The sequence below is a fragment of the Thalassobacter sp. 16PALIMAR09 genome (genome assembly GCF_000765485.1).
GTDB classification, from domain to species: Bacteria; Pseudomonadota; Alphaproteobacteria; order Rhodobacterales; family Rhodobacteraceae; genus Thalassobacter; species Thalassobacter stenotrophicus.
Genome location: NZ_JHAK01000002.1, coordinates 517,950 through 535,184, shown reverse-complemented (window position 1 = coordinate 535,184; position 17,235 = coordinate 517,950). Strand labels below are relative to the sequence as shown.

The 17,235-nt window shown below is 61.3% G+C and carries 15 protein-coding genes; 11 read left to right on the top strand and 4 right to left on the bottom strand.

Annotation, left to right across the window (positions count from 1 at the left end; translation table 11 throughout):
• Window positions 1–48 precede the first annotated feature (48 nt).
• Both PM04_RS06475 and PM04_RS06470 read left to right on the top strand, forming a co-directional pair.
• Window positions 49–825: a 23S rRNA (adenine(2030)-N(6))-methyltransferase RlmJ gene (locus tag PM04_RS06475; RefSeq protein WP_038004763.1), complete on the top strand. Its 777-nt coding sequence runs from the start codon at window positions 49–51 to the stop codon at window positions 823–825.
• Window positions 826–888: 63 nt separating this feature from the next.
• Window positions 889–1,191: a DUF1330 domain-containing protein gene (locus PM04_RS06470; RefSeq protein WP_038004762.1), complete on the top strand. Its 303-nt coding sequence runs from the start codon at window positions 889–891 to the stop codon at window positions 1,189–1,191.
• Between the two features lie 20 nt (window positions 1,192–1,211).
• On the opposite strand, the gene PM04_RS06465 is transcribed toward PM04_RS06470, so the two are convergent.
• Window positions 1,212–1,916 (bottom strand): SIMPL domain-containing protein, encoded by a 705-nt coding sequence (locus PM04_RS06465; protein ID WP_038004760.1) that lies wholly within the window; start codon window positions 1,914–1,916, stop codon window positions 1,212–1,214.
• A gap of 198 nt (window positions 1,917–2,114) precedes the next feature.
• Between PM04_RS06465 and PM04_RS06460 the strand changes: the two genes are divergently transcribed.
• Window positions 2,115–4,283 carry a hypothetical protein gene (locus PM04_RS06460; RefSeq protein WP_038004759.1) on the top strand — a complete coding sequence of 723 codons (2,169 nt, stop codon included), beginning with the start codon at window positions 2,115–2,117 and terminating at the stop codon, window positions 4,281–4,283.
• Between the two features lie 7 nt (window positions 4,284–4,290).
• On the opposite strand, the gene mgtE is transcribed toward PM04_RS06460, so the two are convergent.
• Window positions 4,291–5,673 carry a magnesium transporter gene (gene mgtE, locus PM04_RS06455; RefSeq protein ID WP_038004758.1) on the bottom strand — a complete coding sequence of 461 codons (1,383 nt, stop codon included), beginning with the start codon at window positions 5,671–5,673 and terminating at the stop codon, window positions 4,291–4,293.
• A 93-nt stretch (window positions 5,674–5,766) separates the two neighbouring features.
• Here mgtE and guaD point away from each other — a divergent pair, with 93 nt between their 5' ends.
• A complete protein-coding gene (gene guaD, locus PM04_RS06450) occupies window positions 5,767–7,050 on the top strand; it encodes a guanine deaminase (RefSeq protein WP_038004756.1) in 1,284 nt (427 codons plus the stop codon).
• A gap of 108 nt (window positions 7,051–7,158) precedes the next feature.
• Here the strand turns inward: guaD and PM04_RS06445 are convergent, their stop codons facing one another.
• The gene (locus PM04_RS06445) at window positions 7,159–8,070 is read right to left on the bottom strand and encodes a pirin family protein (protein ID WP_038004755.1); all 912 of its coding nucleotides are present in this window, start codon (window positions 8,068–8,070) and stop codon (window positions 7,159–7,161) included.
• Window positions 8,071–8,234: 164 nt separating this feature from the next.
• Between PM04_RS06445 and PM04_RS06440 the strand changes: the two genes are divergently transcribed.
• From PM04_RS06440 to PM04_RS06430, 3 genes are all read left to right on the top strand, one after another.
• Window positions 8,235–9,188, top strand: a complete 954-nt coding sequence (locus PM04_RS06440; protein ID WP_038005193.1) for an NAD(P)-dependent oxidoreductase — start codon at window positions 8,235–8,237, stop codon at window positions 9,186–9,188.
• 35 nt (window positions 9,189–9,223) lie between these two features.
• Window positions 9,224–9,730: a hypothetical protein gene (locus PM04_RS06435; RefSeq protein WP_038004753.1), complete on the top strand. Its 507-nt coding sequence runs from the start codon at window positions 9,224–9,226 to the stop codon at window positions 9,728–9,730.
• Between the two features lie 269 nt (window positions 9,731–9,999).
• On the top strand, window positions 10,000–11,316 hold the full coding sequence (locus PM04_RS06430; RefSeq protein WP_052068227.1) for an FAD-dependent oxidoreductase: 1,317 nt from the start codon (window positions 10,000–10,002) through the stop codon (window positions 11,314–11,316).
• A 46-nt stretch (window positions 11,317–11,362) separates the two neighbouring features.
• Here PM04_RS06430 and PM04_RS06425 read toward each other — a convergent pair whose 3' ends face one another.
• Window positions 11,363–12,802 (bottom strand): Glu/Leu/Phe/Val dehydrogenase, encoded by a 1,440-nt coding sequence (locus PM04_RS06425; protein WP_038004751.1) that lies wholly within the window; start codon window positions 12,800–12,802, stop codon window positions 11,363–11,365.
• 242 nt (window positions 12,803–13,044) lie between these two features.
• Between PM04_RS06425 and PM04_RS06420 the strand changes: the two genes are divergently transcribed.
• From PM04_RS06420 to PM04_RS06405, 4 genes are all read left to right on the top strand, one after another.
• Window positions 13,045–14,712 (top strand): pilus assembly protein, encoded by a 1,668-nt coding sequence (locus tag PM04_RS06420; RefSeq protein WP_038004750.1) that lies wholly within the window; start codon window positions 13,045–13,047, stop codon window positions 14,710–14,712.
• The gene (locus PM04_RS06415; protein WP_038004748.1) at window positions 14,712–15,275 is read left to right on the top strand and encodes a TadE/TadG family type IV pilus assembly protein; all 564 of its coding nucleotides are present in this window, start codon (window positions 14,712–14,714) and stop codon (window positions 15,273–15,275) included. The genes PM04_RS06420 and PM04_RS06415 overlap by 1 nt, the downstream gene beginning before the upstream one ends.
• Before the next feature lie 3 nt (window positions 15,276–15,278).
• Window positions 15,279–15,842 (top strand): TadE/TadG family type IV pilus assembly protein, encoded by a 564-nt coding sequence (locus PM04_RS06410; protein WP_038004747.1) that lies wholly within the window; start codon window positions 15,279–15,281, stop codon window positions 15,840–15,842.
• A 131-nt stretch (window positions 15,843–15,973) separates the two neighbouring features.
• Window positions 15,974–17,224 carry a sarcosine oxidase subunit beta family protein gene (locus tag PM04_RS06405; protein WP_038004745.1) on the top strand — a complete coding sequence of 417 codons (1,251 nt, stop codon included), beginning with the start codon at window positions 15,974–15,976 and terminating at the stop codon, window positions 17,222–17,224.
• Window positions 17,225–17,235: the final 11 nt, after the last annotated feature.

Sequence of the window (17,235 nt, the reverse complement as noted above, 5' to 3'; positions counted from 1 at the left end):
AACGAAGCCTCCGGCGGGGATATTTGTGAACCAAAGAGGGGCGCGGTCGTGCTGAGCTATCAACACAGTTACCACGCGGGCAATTTGGCAGACGTGCATAAGCACGCTCTGCTGGCCTGCGCGTTGGAGTATATGACGGCAAAAGATAAGCCGCTCACGTATTTTGAGACGCATGCCGGACGTGGGGCCTATGACCTGACGAGTGAAGCTGCGGTTAAGACCGGTGAAGCGGCGCAGGGGATTTTGCGGCTGGCGGAGGCGTTTCCGCCCGAGCATCCCTATAGTGCTGTGCGGAAGCGCATTGCGCGGGTGTACGGGGAAGCGATCTATCCAGGCTCACCCCTGATTGCGACGCATTTCCTGCGGCCCGGCGATCAGGCGCATTTAGCCGAGATGCACCCTCAGGAATTTGCCGCGTTAGAAGATCTGAATTTCGACGATGCGCATAAGCTGTTTCACGGTGACGGCATTGCCATGGCGCTGGCCCGAACACCGCCCACGCCTCGGCGCGGGTTGATGTTGATTGACCCCAGCTATGAGGTCAAAGCCGAGTATGACGCGTTGCCGCGCCAGATTGCGCAACTCCATGCCAAGTGGAATGTTGGCGTGATCGCGCTGTGGTATCCGATCCTTGTGGATGGGCGGCATCAGCCGATGGTGCGCGGGTTGCGCGAAGCGGTGCCTGAGATCACGATACATGAGGTTCGATTTAAGCCCGCGCGGCCCGATCATGGGATGGTCGGCTCAGGCATGGCACTGATCAACCCACCCTATGGGTTACAGACCGAACTGACCCGCCTAGATAGGCTTTTCAAGCCGCTGTAAGCCGCTTGACTTCGGCCGCCCCGCGCCGTTCCATCCCCGGCGAACAGCGAGGAGAATTGTCCAATGACCGATACCCCCAAAGGCTACTGGATCGCCCATGGCCGCGTGGACGACCCTGAGAAATACGACCTCTATCGGGCCGCCAACGCAGCCCCGCTTGCAGAGTTTGGGGGCGTGTTTCGGGTGCGTGGCGGGACCCAAGAGGTGATGGAGGGCGACGCCAAGCCCCGCACGGTTGTCATCGAATTTCCCAGCTTGCAGGCAGCGCGGGATTGCTATGCCTCACCGGGGTATCAGGCAGCCCTTCAGCTGCGCCTTGGCATCGCCGAAAGCGATTTGGTGATTGTTGAGGGCTACTTGGGTTAGGCCATCTGGTGCCCGACAAGCTAGGGTGCGGGCACCAACACAACCTCAAGGCTGACGTGCATGACCACATCCAGCTCGCCCGCCGCGACGGGCACATCAGCCGCCATGGCCCGCATGCTGAGCCCCTCGGCCATCGGGCGCGGCCCGGCAGTGCCTTCGCGGATACTGCGGATATCACCCACCATCATGCCGGACGCCTCGGCGTAGAGCCGCGCCTTGGCCATCGCATCATCAAAGGCCGCAACCCGCGCGCCGTCCTGCATGGGGCGTGGGTCGGTCAACGCGAACCGCACGCCTTGAAACCCGTTCGCACCATCCGAAATCACCGCATCCAGCACGGTGCCAAAACGGTCCAAATCGCGGATGCGGACCTCAAATCCCGTTGCCGCCTCATAACCGACGATGCGCGGGGCCTGACCGTCAGCGGGGCGGGTCCAGCGCGGGTTGAGTTGCAGCGCGCTGGTTTGAACGTCGCGTTCGGCCACGCCCTGCGTCTCAAGTGCGGCCAAAACTGCGCGGGCGGCCGCCGCCATTTCCGCCGTCACGCCTGCGGCCGTAGCCCCTTCGCGCGACACCCGAAGCGAGATCACGGCCATGTCCGACGCGGCGGTCATGCGCCCTTCACCCGTGACCTGTAACAGCGTTTCGGCCCGGACCGGCGCGACGAACGCGGCAGCCATAGCCACGACCAAGGCGGCTGCAACACTCAATACATTCAATCTCATAGCTTTCCTCTCTCGGCTCGGATCGGCGGAACTCCGCCCGAATTGCCATTCTTTGCCCCCGGCGGCCCGCCTATTTTGCCCCAGCTGTCATTTCGCAAGTCTTTCGCTCATGCCTATCCTAGGGTAAAATTAACCAAAGTGCGCGTACCCTTCATAAGGTACGGCGCAAAACCGCCGCGCGTCTGGACCCAATCCGATATGCAACCGACCTCTGCACTGGCCTTTTCCTATCAGGATATCACGCTTTTTGCGCGGCGGCCGGGCAATCGTTGGTTGTCGCTGGGCGTGGTCAAGCTGAGCGATCCGGACCTGCAAGGCGCACTTTCGGACCTACGCGGTGAAGCGATTGCCGACAGTGGTCCCGCGTTTACGACGCTGCTGATCTTGCCCCAAGATCAGGTACTGTACACGGACGTCACCGTCAGCACAGACTCTGCTGCACGCACCGAAATCGCGGAGCAGTTAGAGGGACTTACCCCCTATTCCGTTGCGGATTTGGTATTTGATTGGTCCGGCACCGGCACCGTGCGCAGGGTCGCAGCCGTCGCGCGTGACACCCTGCGGGAGGCCGAGGGGTTCGCTGTTGAGCATGGCTTTAACCCCATCGCGCTCTCGGCCCATGTGCCAGCGGGGAAGTTCGATGGCCAGCCGAACTTTGGCCCCTGTGCTGGTGCAAATGCGCTGCTCGGCGGCGCAGCTCTGGAGCCTGAAACCGGCCCGTTCCGCATCACCAAAGCGCCGCTGCCCCCAGCCGCAAAACCGAGCGCACCGCCCGAAACCACAGCCACATTCACCTCGCAGCGCGTGAACCCGGACACGGTGGCCGAGCGTCTGAGCCAGCTTGCCACGCGCGTACCGCCGCCCCGGGAAGACACGCCACCGCTCGGCGCCGACCTCAACCTTCCGGTGCCGCCGCCTGCGCGAAACCGCCTCGGGATCTGGCTGACCTTGGGGCTTTTGGCGGCTTTCCTGATCGTGGGCGCGATTGCATTGGTCACGTCCCGGCCCGGCCCTCAGGCTGTTGAAGATGACACGGCCTACAACCTCCTACCGGAAACAAACACGCCCGAGGGTGGCAATTTTACGGACCTCGCCCTCGCCCCCCTGCCCGACGAATTGGCCCCCGAGCCTGAGCCCTCCGAAACCAACGGTTTTGAACCCGCGACCCTTCCGAGCGAGGATGACGTCATCGCGCAGGAGCAAGAGGCCGAAGCCCCGATGCCCCTGCCCACTCCGCTTCAGATCGTCGAAATTTACGCGGCCTCAGGCGTGTGGATCGGAACGCCGGATGCGCCCGAACCCGCCCCCGAGGATGTCCTGCTGAGCCTCTATCAGACCACGCTGGACGACCCAATCGCCCACGCGGATGCCGTGGCACTGCCGAAATCGAACGACCAGATAGAGCCGACATTGCCGCGTAGATACCTGCCGCCCCCGCCGCCCGGCTCAACCTTTACCGTCGACGCGCGCGGTCTTGTGGCGCCCACCGCCGAGGGCATCGTGACGCCAGATGGGGTCAGGGTCATCGCCGGTGCCCCACCGGTTGAGGTTTTGCCGCCCCCCCGGCCCACGTCGCCCGACACGCCCAGCCCGGACGCCGACGCCGCCCCCACCCCGGAGGCAGCCCAGCGCGCACTTCTCGCCAAGATCCTGCCCACGCCCCGCCCCGCCAATTCCGCCGATGCTGTGGAGCGGTCGGAAAACAACGGCCTCACCTTGGCCGAATTGCGCCGCCCAGAACCCACGCCGCGGCCCAAAAGCCTTCAGGTCCAAGCGGAGGAGGAGGCGCGTCTTTCGGCCTCCGTTGCCGCAGCCGCCGCACAAGCCGCCCAGCAAGCCTCGCTGGCGAGCCCCGGTTCCGCCACTGGCGGGCAGCGCGCGACAAACCCCGGCGCCATCGCACGCACAGGCACCACCCCAGAGCCGCCCCTACGGACCACGCAGCAAAGCGACAGCCCACTGGCCATCGCCCGGTCCGCCGCGCCGCGCACCCGCCCCGCAGATGCGGATCAACGCGTTGCGGCCATCGCCCAGCGCGCCACGGCGCAGGCCACAAACACCGCCTCCGTGGCCGCTGTTGCACCGCGCCCACAGGCTCCGACCACCACGCGCACCCTACCCACGGGCAGCTCAGTTGCGCGCGCGGCCACGCAGGCTAACGCAATTTCCCTGCGCGCCGTCAGCTTAATCGGGGTGTTTGGAAAGCCCTCGTCGCCCAAGGCCCTCGTCCGTCTGCGCAATGGGCGCACGGTAAGGGTCGGCGTGGGGGACCGTGTCGACAGTGGTCGCGTGACCTCCATCGCACCGGGGCGCCTGACCTACCGCAAAGGCAGCCGCGATCTGGTGCTTGAGATGCCCCGGATTTAAGCCCAGTCTACAGCAGCCACATCGCCGCAAGACCCAAAAACGCAAAGAACCCAACGACATCTGTCACCGTTGTCACAAACGCGCCCGAGGCCAACGCAGGGTCAATCCCAGCCTTTTCCAGCAGGACGGGCACGCCGACGCCAGCCAAACCCGCCACTAGCAGGTTCACCACCATCGCGACGCCAATCACAGCCCCCAGCATGGGCGAGCCGAACCAGATCACCCCGACAATCCCCATAATAACGGCAAAGGCCAAGCCGTTCACCAGCCCCACCAAGACCTCACGCCGGATCACGCGCCAAACGTTGGCTCCGGTCAAATCCTTGGTCGCCAGCGCGCGTACCGCCACGGTCAGCGCCTGCGTGCCCGCGTTGCCGCCCATGGACGCCACAATCGGCATCAACACCGCAAGAGCCACGATCTGCGCGATCACATCCTCGAACTGCGCAATCACCAACGATGCCAGCACGCTGGTCACAAGGTTCACGAACAGCCAAGGAAAGCGCCGCCTAACCGTCGCCGCGACCTTATCAGCCAAGGACCCTTCGGCATCCACACCCGCCAGCCGCAGGATGTCTTCCTCATGCTCTTCGTCCAACACATTCATCGCGTCATCGATGGTGATGACCCCGACCAACCGCTCATCCTCATCCACAACGGGGGCGGAAATCAGGTGGTATTGGTTGAACGCATAGGCCACGTCACCCTCGTCCTGCGTGACATCAAAGGTGCGAAAACTGTCCTCTGTGATCGCCGACAACGCCACGGACCGCGGATGCGCCAACATCTTGCCCAGCGTCACATAGGCCGTGGGGCGCAGCTTGGGGTCCACAAGGATCAGGTGGTAAAACTGCTCCGGCAGGTCGTCGCTGGCGCGCAGGTAATCAATCGCCTCGCCCACGGTCCAATGCTCAGGCGCCATCACGACCTCGCGCTGCATCAAACGCCCGGCGGAATACTCCGGATAGGACAGCGCGCGCTCAACCGCGACGCGGTCGGCATCCTCCAAGGCGTCCAGAATCGCCTCAGCTTGTTCCTCATCCTCAAGGTTCTCGATGAAGTCCACGACGTCATCGGTTTCCAGCTCAGCCACCGCTTCCGCGACTTGCGCCGAAGGCAAGGTCGCCACGATCTCTTCGCGCACACTTTCGTCAAGTTCGCTCAGAACATCGGCGTCCAGATCATCGCCCAACAGCCCAAAGAACCGCGCCCGCTCACCGCGGCCAATCTGCTCAAGGATGTCGGCAATATCCGCCGGGTGCAGCGGCTCCAACAGGGCCTTTAGCCCGGCCTCATCCTGCGCCTCAAGTGCCGCACGCACCAAGCCCAAACGCTGGGCATACAGCGCCGCTTCATTTTCGGGGGGGTCGATGACCTCAGGCTGATCCATGGCGCACCTTTCACTTGTTCCTTACCTACCGCGCGACTGGGTCAAGTCCAACCGGGATTTACGCTCCCCCACGCGGCAGATAGGCTGCGCCGTATGACACATCTCCTCCTCGGCCAAACCCTGACACTGACCTGCGACCCGTTCCAAACGGGCCCCCAAAGCGCGCGCCACGAACGCCGCGGCGCTGTGGCAATTGCGCAGGGCAAAATCACAGCCGTGGGCCCGGCCGACGATATCCGCGCCGCCCATCCCGGCGCACCCGTGACGGACTACGGCACGGGCCTGATCGTGCCGGGGTTCATCGACGCCCACGTCCACTACCCCCAAACCGCGATCATCGCCTCATGGGGCAAGCGGCTGATCGACTGGCTCAACACCTACACCTTCCCCGAGGAATCGCGCTTTGCAGACCCGGCCTATGCCTCCGACGTGGCAGGCCGCTACATGGACCTCGCACTGGCGCACGGGACGACGACCATGTGCAGCTACGCCACGATCCATCCCACGTCGGTTGATGCGTTTTTTGCGGCCGCTCAATCGCGCGGCCTTCGGGCGCTGGCGGGCAAAACCTGCATGGATCGCAACGCGCCCGACACCCTGCGGGACACGGCCCAATCCGCCTATGATGATAGTAAGTCACTGCTTACTAAATGGCATAACCAAGACCGCCTGTCCTACGTCATCACGCCCCGGTTTTCTCCGACCTCAACACCGGACCAACTCTCGGCCCTTGGCGCGCTTTGGGCCGAACACCCCGATTGCCTGATGCAAACGCACCTGTCCGAACAAGTCGACGAAATCGCATGGGTCCAAGAGCTGTTCCCAACCGCGCGCGACTACCTTGATACCTACGAATCCCACGGGCTACTTGGCACCGGCGGTGTCTACGGCCACGCCATCCACCTAACGGACCGCGAAATCGCGCGGCTGGCTGAGGTGGACGCTGCCATGGTGCACTGCCCCACGTCCAACACGTTCATCGGCTCAGGGCTGTTCAATATGGCCCACGCCCAAACGCACCGGGTTGGCCTAGCAACCGACACGGGCGGCGGGTCCAACTTTTCGATGCTGCGCACAATGGCCGCCGCCTATGAAGTCGCGCAACTGCGGGGCCAAGCGCTCCACCCCGCGCACCTGATGTGGCTGGCCACCGGCGGCAGCGCCCGCGCCCTGCGCCTCGAGGATAAAATCGGCACCCTCGCCCCGGGGTATGAAGCCGATCTGGTCGTCCTAGACCTCGCCTCAACCCCCGCAATCGCGCAGGCGACCACCCGCGCCGAGGATATATGGCAGGCCCTGTTTCCCACCATCATGATGGGCGACGACCGCGCCGTAACCGCCACCTACATCAACGGACACCTGCATATGGCCGCGTAGCGCCGCCGCCTCCTTTGTTCCCCAAATACTCATCTCAAGCCGCGCACGCCCAAAGGGGCGTCCAAGCGATCCCGCCTAAACGCCCCCCACTAGCAGATTACAAACCGGCTAATGCGCTGCTTTGATGAACGTGCCGTTGCGCAGTTCGCGCATGGCCTGCATCAGCTCTTCTTGTGTGTTCATCACAATCGGGCCGTGCCACGCGACAGGCTCTTCAATCGGCGCACCCGAAATCAACAGGAACCGCACGCCCTCAGGCCCCGCCTGCACTGTTACCTCATCGCCCGTGCCAAACCGGATCAGGGTGCGATCGCCCGAAAGGTCCCGAATGTTGACCTCTTCGCCCATCACTTCCTTCTCTAGCAAAACACCCTCAGGTTTGCTGGCATCCGCAAAGGCCGCAGCCCCTTCGAACACGTAGGCAAAGGCCCGGCGGTAGGTATCAATCCGGAACGTCTTTTTGACGCCCGCAGGCACATATACGTCCAGATACTGCGGGTCCGCCGCGATACCGTCGACCGGTCCGCGCCTGCCCCAGAACTCACCCACGATGACCTTCACCTGCGTGCCATCATCGTCGATGACCACGGGGATATCGGCCGCCGTGACATCTTGGTAGCGAGGCGCGGTCATCTTTTGGCTGCTGGGCAGGTTGCCCCACAACTGAAAGCCATGCATCTGCCCGCATGCGTTTCCGTGGGGCATTTCTTGGTGCAAAATGCCCGAGCCTGCGGTCATCCACTGCACATCGCCTGCTCCCAAGGTGCCGACATTGCCAAGGCTATCGCCATGCTCAACCGTGCCATTCAACACATAGGTGATCGTCTCGATCCCCCGATGCGGGTGCCACGGAAAGCCTTTTTCAAAATGCGCCGGAATGTCGTTGCGAAAATCGTCAAACAACAGAAACGGATCCAACTCGCTTGGATCTTGAAAGCCAAAGGCGCGGTGAAGGTGAACCCCTGCCCCTTCCATCGTAGGTTGGGCTTGGCGGGTTTGGGTGACGGGACGTACAGACATGAGATAACTCCTTGCTATCGGTTGCCCCCAAGATAACCATCCCACGCTCCCGCAAAAGAGGGCGAAACTCCACGGGATCTGTGCATATTTGCAAAGTGTCGCTCAGTGGCGCGCACAGGGGTCCGAATCGCTGGACCTTTCCCAAAACAATGAAAGGGATGGCCATGAAAATCGGCTTTATTGGACTGGGCAATGTGGGGGCCAAACTGGCGGGGTCGCTTTTGCGCAATGATCAGGATGTGACCGTCCTCGATCTGGATGCAGAGAAGGTCCGCGACTTTACCCAACGAGGCGCCAAGTCCGCCGCGACCCCGGCTGAGTTGATGGGGGCCTGCGACGTGGTCATCACCTGCCTGCCCTCACCCACGATTTGCGCCCAAACCGTTGAGGGTCCCGATGGCCTGCTAAACGCGATGACCGAGGGTAAAATCTGGTTAGAGATGTCCACCACCGACGCCACCGAGGTCACGCGCCTTGCGGCCAAAGTCACCGCCGCGGGCGGTGCCGCCGTGGATTGCCCCGTTTCGGGCGGCTGCCACCGGGCGGACACGGGCAATATCTCGATCTTTGCAGGCACGGACCGCGCGACGTTTGAGCGGGTCTTGCCGCTGCTCACGATCCTTGGACGCCGTGTTCTGCACACCGGCGATGTTGGCACGGCCTCACAGCTGAAGGTGGTCACCAACTACCTCGCGACCGTTAACCTTGTGTCTTGCGCCGAGGCCTTGGTGACCTGCAAAGCCGCAGGCCTTGATCTGGCCACCGCCTATGAAGCCATCGCGATCTCCTCGGGAACGTCATTTGTGCACGAAACCGAAAGCCAAGTGATCCTGAACGGGTCGCGCGATATCTCGTTTACGATGGATTTGGTGGCCAAGGACATTGGCCTGTTTCAATCCATCGCTGAGGCCCATGACGTGCCGCTCGAAATCTCACCGCTGGTGAACCAGATCTTTGCCGATGGGATCGACCGGTTTGGCCCGCGTGAATTGTCGCCCAACATCATCAAACGCCTAGAAGAAGCCACGGGCCTTGACGTGACCGCCCCCGGTTTTCCCGCCGAAATGCACGATGATGAGCCCGAGGAACGCGGCGGCGAGGTTCATGTGCGTCGCTAGTTGTGCATTGCCCGCCATCCGTGCAGAAGGGGGCTATGAACACCACACCAGAGACCCTGTTTGAGATCCAAGCCTCCGAACCGCGCCGCATTTTTGGCAGCGTGGTTTTGGGGCTTTTGGGCACACTTTTGATCTATACCGCGCTAGCGACCCCGCCGCGCGATTTCATATTCCTGCTGCTGTTGTTTGTCGTGGGGATCGTATCATTGGTGGCGGCGGTGCGCGGCTGGCGCGCCGGGGCCCGCCGGATTGTGCTGCGCTCGGATGGGTTGTTTGATGATCTGGGCGCGCCGATTGCGCCCTTGGATGAGATCGCTTCGGTGGATCGGTCGTTGTTTGCGGTGAAGCCTGCGCGCGGCTTTTTGGTCCGGCTGCGGGACCCCGCCCCACGGGCGTGGCAACCCGGCATGTGGTGGCGGGTGCGCCGCCATGTGGGCATTGGCGGGGTGACCAACGGATCGCAAACCAAGATCGTTGCAGATGCGCTTTCGATGATGGTGGCGGACCGGGACAAAGCGCCTGAGACCCTGAGCGACGAATAGGTCAGCGCGGCTGACTGAATGTTGTGCACGCGCAACAATAGGTCAGCATATATTACTGAAAAGTAACGATAAATTAACGATTTCCGTAAGTCGTTAACCACCAAATATGGGGTGGTGACGGTGGATGATGTGGCTCTGCCCGTTTGGCAGGCTACGGGCCGCTGTGCGGCTGGACGCGCGATGCGCAGGAAGCCTTGACCCTGAGGCGCGGGCGACGCAGGCTTTGACCCAACGATGAGAAGCGGCCTTTTGCGCAAAATGGGGGACGGATGAGCGTACGGGATGAGCAGACAGATGTTTTGGTGATTGGCGGCGGAACCGCCGGATTTGGGGCCGCAATTGCCGCCGGGCGACAGGGCCTGCGCGTGACGTTATTGGAGGCCACGACCAAAATTGGCGGTGTGATGGCGTTTTGCCCCGGTATGCCGTGGGGGGGCGGGTATCCGCAGGATCAGATCATCGGCGGTTTGATCGAAGAACTAACGGAACGGTTGGCCAAAATGGAGCCACCTGCGGCGGTAAAGCGGCCCTGTACGCTCGAAAACTTTGGGCCCGAAATCATCTATGACCACGATATCGCGACCCTCACGATGTTTGAGATGTTGGAAGAGGCCGGTGTCCGCGTCCGGCTGGGGGCCATGGCACTGGAGCCGGACATGGACGGCGATACCATCGCGCGCGTGTCGTGTTGCGACCGAAACGGAGTGTTCACGGTTACGCCCAAGATGGTCATCGACTGCTCGGGCGACGGGGATATTTCGGCCAAGGCGGGCGTGCCCTATGCCTTGGGTGACGCGTCGGGCAACATGATGGCCGTGACGATTTCGTTCCACATGGTGGGTGTGGATTGGGACGCGGCATTCGCCGACCCCGACCCCTATTTTGAGACTTACGCCGCACGCGGCATCGCGGAGGGGCGCCTGCACCCGGACCTTGCGAAACTATACCTGATGCGTGGATTTCACGAGGGATCGGTGTTTTGCAATTCGGTCCATGTGCGGGGTGTGGATGGCACGGACCCCGTCGCTGTGGGGCAAGCCACGCAGGAGGGGCGCAGGCGGTGCTATCAGCTTGCGCAATTGTTGCGCCGCGATGTGCCGGGATTTGAAGGCGCGCATATGGCGATGCTGTCGCCGACCGTGGGCGTGCGAGAAACCCGTAAGTTAGAGGGCGTTTACCGTGTCACGGGCGCTGATCTGGCGCGCGCGACCAAGTTCGCCGATGGGATCGTGGCCTGTGACAACCCGATTGATGATGTGATGCGCTCGGACGGGGATATGACCCATGATGCCGCGATTGAGGCGGGCAATTACTATACCATTCCGTTCCGCGCCTTGATCCCTTCAAAGGTGACCAACCTTTTGTTTGCAGGTCGTATTTTGTCGGCGGACCCGGTGGCATTCGCCTCAGTTCGGGGAATGCCGCAGTGCATGGCGATGGGTCAGGCGACGGGCATGGCCAGCGCGCTTGCGTTACGCGCGGGCGTGCCGGTGCAATTGGTGGACACTGACGTCTTGGTTGCGGAATTGGCGGGCCAAGGGGTGAACCGATTGGCCGTGCCCTGCCGCGCGCCGGAGGTGGCCTAGTCCTGCGGGCATCCCGGCCCCGCGCGTGGAGGCCGGGATTATTGGGTTACAGCCCCTTGGCCGTATAGCTTTGCGCGACCTTGTCGATCGCCACAAGGAACCCCGCTGTGCGCAGGTCCGTGACCCCGTCACGGCTGTGCCACACCTCCCGCATGGATTGGTAGGCGGTGCGCATCGTATCATCGAGACCTGAGCGGACCAGTTCCAATTCATCGGCGCCTTTCAGGTACTTATCCTTAAACCCCGGTGACAGTTTCCAGTCGACACCGCCCGAGGTGGACAACCTTTCCAGCTCATCAATGACGAGCTGGTGGCGGGCCTCTTCTTGGCGGCGCTGCATCCGGCCAAACCGAATGTGGCTCAGGTTTTTGACCCACTCAAAGTAGCTGACCGTGACACCGCCCGCGTTGGCATAGAGGTCGGGAATGATCACGCAGCCCTTTTCGACGAGGATATCGTTGGCAGCAGCGGTGATCGGGCCATTTGCGGCCTCAATGATCAGGGGGGCTTTGATGTAGCTTGCGTTCTTAAGGTTGATGACACCCTCCAGCGCGGCGGGGATCAGGATATCGCAATCTGCCTCAAGTACGACTGCCCCGTGTTCCACGAACTCGGCCCCAGTGAAGCCTTTGACACCGCCGGTTTCCAGAATGTGGGCGCGCACGGCCTCAACATCTAGGCCCGTTTCTGAGACCAATGCGCCGTCACGCTCAATCACGCCGGTGATGATCGCGCCGTCCTCAACCTGTAGGAAATGCGCCGCGTGATAGCCCACGTTGCCCAAGCCCTGCACGATCACGCGCTTACCTTCGAGCGAGCCGGTCAGCCCGGCCTTGGCCATATCCTCGGGGTGGCGGAAGAATTCGCGCAGGCCGTATTGCACGCCGCGGCCCGTGGCCTCAACCCGGCCTTGGATGCCGCCCGCGTTCAACGGTTTGCCCGTCACACAGGCGCGCGCGTTGATGTCGGTGGTGTTCATCCGGGCGTATTGATCCGCGATCCACGCCATCTCACGCTGGCTGGTGCCCATGTCGGGGGCAGGCACGTTTTGGGACGGATTGATCAGGTCGCGCTTGATCAGTTCATAGGCGAAACGGCGGGTGATCTGCTCCATCTCATGGGCGTCCCATTTGCGCGGATCGACGCACAGGCCGCCCTTGGAACCACCAAACGGCGCCTCAACCAGCGCGCATTTAAAGGTCATCAGAGCGGCGAGCGCCTCAACCTCTTGTTGGTCCACGGCGAGCGCGTAGCGGATGCCGCCTTTGACCGGCTCCATGTGTTCCGAATGGACCGAGCGGTACCCGGTGAACGTCTCGACCTGCCCGCGCAGGCGCACGCCAAAGCGCACGGTATAGGTCGCGTTACACACCCGAATTTTCTGTTCCAACCCTGGAGGGAGGTCCATCAGTGCCACAGCACGATCAAACATAAGGTTAACGGATTCTCGAAATCCCGGCTCGTTGGCCCCTGCTGGTCCCGTCATAGTCCCCTCCCTTGCAACCTATGGTATGTTAATTATTGAGACTAAACCCATAAGGTTTACGCAAAGTAAAGCCTCCGTTGGATCAGCGCTCTGCGCGACAGACCTTGCGAACGAGGCTGTGTTGTTTCTGATTTAAGGAAAATGCCGCGAAAGCGCCCTATTGAGCGCCTTAAAATCGCCACGTGCCCCCCGCACCCTTCCCTTGTCGCAAGAGGTGCGCACATGAGACATCGGCCGGTCCGATGTCACTGCGTGCCCGTGGGATGGAGGGTATTGCCGTGAAGACCAAAGAGACCGATCAAAACACAACATCCAACGCGCCCCGGCGCGGGCTGCGTCATGCTTTGCGGCGGTTCAAGCGATCCGAGCGCGGGTCGATGGTGATCTTTGGGCTGATGATCATGATCTTGATGCTGGTTGCGGGCGGCATTGCCGTGGACACGATGCGGTATGAAGCCAATCGGACCAAGCTGCAAAACACACTGGACCGGGCGGTTTTGGCGGCGGCCTCCTTGGACCAAGACCTAGACCCGACGCTGGTTGTGACGGACTATTTCGCTAAGGCAGGATTGCAGGGCTACACCCTGGATGTGGACGTGGAGCAGGACACTGTTGGATCTTACCGGAAGGTGACCGCAGAGGCGAGTATAGACGTCAACTCATTGTTTTTACACATGGTTGGGATTGATAGCATCAACGCCCCGGCCACTGGCACCGCCGAGGAGCGGGTGCTGAATGTTGAGATTTCGTTGGTGCTGGATATCTCCGGCTCCATGGGGAATTGGTCGCCTACAGGTGGCAAGTCCAAGATGCAGCTTATGAAGGACGCAGCGACCGAATTCGTAAACACGGTGCTGGTGGATGAACAAAAGGACCTCGTGTCGGTTTCGGTCATTCCCTACAACGGCAAGGTGAATGCGGGCACATTGGTTGCGAACCATTTCAACTTTACCAATGAGCATAACTTTTCGAATTGCATCAACTTTTCGGAGGCCATGTTCTCGACCACCACGATTGATCCGCTGTCGCCTTTGCCCCGCATGGGACACTTCAACAAGGACAGCACGTCTGGGTCCATGACGAACCCGTGGTGCCCCACAAACGAGTACGGCGCGATCATTCCTTGGTCTAACAATAAGACCACAATCAACGCAGCCATCAACGGGCTTAACGCCGACGGCTGGACCGCGATTGATGTGGGGATGAAGTGGGCCTCGATCCTGATTGACCCCTCGACCCAAGCCAACCTGTCCGCGATGGCCGTGGCAGCCCCTGCCAGCGTTGACCCCATTTTTGCGGGCCCTCCCGTCGCCTATAACGACCGTGACACGATCAAAGTGGTCATCTTGATGACGGATGGATCTAATACCAATCAATACGACCTGAAGAATGAATTTAAGTCCGGCCTGTCCAACGTGTGGATCTATGAACGCTCGGGCCGCGCCCCTCAGTTTTCGTATTACATCCCCGAAAACAACCGCTACCGCGACCCTTGGGACAACACCAATTACTCGACCCCCATCGGTGGCAGTGCCGCGCGCCAAATGAGCTATGTTGAGTTGTGGAGCCGGTACAACGTGCGTTGGGTTGCGGACAACATTTACCCCACACGCAATGGTGCAAGCTCTCCCTACAATTGGAAAAACCGCATCCGTAACGCCGTGGCCCAGCATGGTGGGCAAACCGTGGGGGACCGCCGGTTGGCTGCAATCTGCTCAGAGACCAAGGCACAGGCAAACCGCAATCTGGTGATCTTTTCCATCGCGTTTGAAGCCCCACCCAGCGGTGAGGCCGCCCTTCGCGACTGCGCCAGCACGCCCAGCCATTACTACGACGTGAACGGCTTTGAGATTAACGAGGTCTTTGCCGCCATCGCGCAGACCATCGGCCAATTAAGGCTCACGCAGTGATGCGGCTTGGGGCCCATATCGCGCAGTTTCTGCGCCGCGATGATCACGGAGGCGCGACGGTCGAGTTTGTGATCGTCTTTCCTGCCTTTATCATGATTTTCATCATGGCGTTTGAGGCGGCGATGCTGTTGGCGCGTCAGGTTATGCTGGACCGGGCGATTGATCTGGTTGTGCGCGACATCCGGCTGGGCACGGGACTTACCATCACGGAATCCGTGATCCGCCACCGGATTTGCTCCAACACGGTGGTCCTGCCGCATTGCGATGCAACGCTCAGCGTTGAAATGACCGAGGTGTCATCCGCGAATTACGTGATGCCGCGGTTCGACCAACCTTGCGTGGATGTGTCCAACGCGGTGCGACCGCTGACGTGGTTTGAGCAGACAACGCCCAACATGATGATCGTTCTGCGCACCTGCTATGTGGTTGAGCCGTTTTTCCCCACATCGCAGTTCGGCCTCGCGCTGACCCGCGACACAAATGGGCTGCTGTACATGACGTCCGCCACTGCCTTTTCGAGCGAACCGATTGCAGGCACCGCCAGCCTACCGGGAGGGACCTAAGCCATGCGCAAATCCATCGTTTCCTTTTGGCGGCGGGAGGATGCCGCGATCTCGACCGAGACTGTGATCATCATGCCGATCCTATTCGTGACGCTGATCCTGTCGTTCACATTTTTCGACGCGTTCCGGCGGTATAACCTGTCGCTGAAGGCCGCCTACACGATTGGGGACATTCTATCCCGGCGCCCCATCGTGACGGCGTGGGATTTTGAAGGTCTTGCAAACCTTTACGAGTTTTTGACGTTTGAGAACGGTGAGCCGTGGTTGCGTTACAGCGAGGTGCGGCGCGGGGATGTCGGCTACGAGGTCGAATGGTCCTACGCCACCGACGGCAACGCGGTGCGCGACACCAATTCCATCTCCGCGCTGTTGGCGCGTATGCCCGTGATGGCCGTGGGTGAGCGGGTGATCGTGGTCGAAACCTATTCCACCTACACCCCGCCGTTGAACATCGAATTGCCCACGCAAAACTTTGAAAACATCATCGTGACGCGGCCCCGCTTTGCCTCATTCCTTGAGTTCGATCAGAGCGTCGCACTGCCCGCAGCCCCGGTCGGGACCTATTGAGCCGACTTCATCCGGCGCCTATGTAACAGCACGTCGGACTTTGACCGCATGATGTCGCGGATCGGCAGGGGATTGCGCTTGGCTTCGTTAGGGTGTGTCATACAATTTGATGACACCTCTGCGGGGACCTAATGCGCTATTCAGCATGGCAAATTCTCAAGCAAGGGCTGACCGGGAACACCGGTTGGCAGCCGCATTGGCGTTCGCCCGAACCCAAAGCCGAATATGACGTTGTGGTCATTGGTGGGGGCGGGCATGGCCTGTCCACGGCCTATTACCTGGCCAAAGAGTACGGGATCACCAACGTGGCCGTCCTTGAAAAGGGCTATATCGGCGGCGGCAACGTGGGCCGAAACACCACGATCGTGCGCGCAAACTACGGTATTGATGGCAACTCTGAGTTCTATTCCCACTCGCTTAAGCTGTGGGAAGATATGGAGCAGGAGTTGAACTACAACACCATGATGAGCCAGCGCGGCATCATCAACCTGTTCCATTCCGACGGTCAGCGCGACGCCTTTGCCAAGCGCGGCAACATGATGATTTCACAGGGCGATGACGCGATCATGCTGGGTCGCGATGAGATCCGCGAGATGCTGCCCTACATCAGCTACGACAACCCACGTTTTCCGGTTTATGGCGGGCTGTACCACCCCCGCGGCGGCACAGCGCGCCATGATGCGGTGGCATGGGGCTTTGCGCGCGGTGCGGACCAGCGCGGCGTGGACATCATCCAACAATGCGAAGTCACCGGCATCGATATCGAAAACGGCGTTGTGCGCGGGGTGCAAACATCACGCGGGCCGATCCGGGCCAAGAAGGTCGCGATTGTTGTCGCGGGCCGTTCCAGCCAAGTGGCGGCAATGGCGGGCATGCGTTTGCCCATCGAAAGCCACGTATTGCAGGCCTTTGTGACCGAGGGGCTGAAGCCCTGTGTGGACCATGTGATCAGCTTTGGCATGGGGCACTTTTACCTTAGCCAGTCGGACAAGGGCGGCTTGGTGTTCGGTGGTGATATTGATTTCTATGCCTCCTACGCGTCGCGCGGGAACCTGCATATGGCCGAGCATGTGATGGAGGCGGGCATGGCCCTGATGCCGATGATCGGACGCGCCAAGGTGCTGCGGTCGTGGGGCGGGATCATGGATATGACCCCCGACGGCTCCCCCTTTATTGACCGGACCCAGACCGAAGGGCTCTTTATCAACTGTGGTTGGTGTTACGGGGGCTTTAAGGCCGTGCCCGGGTCCGGCAAGTGTTTTGCCCACTTGATGGCGACTGGCGACTACCACCCCGCCGCCAGCAAGCTGCGCCTCGACCGGCTCGCGCGCGGTCATGTCATCGACGAAGAGGCCACTGGGTCTCAGCACAACTTGCACTGATGGCCATGCGT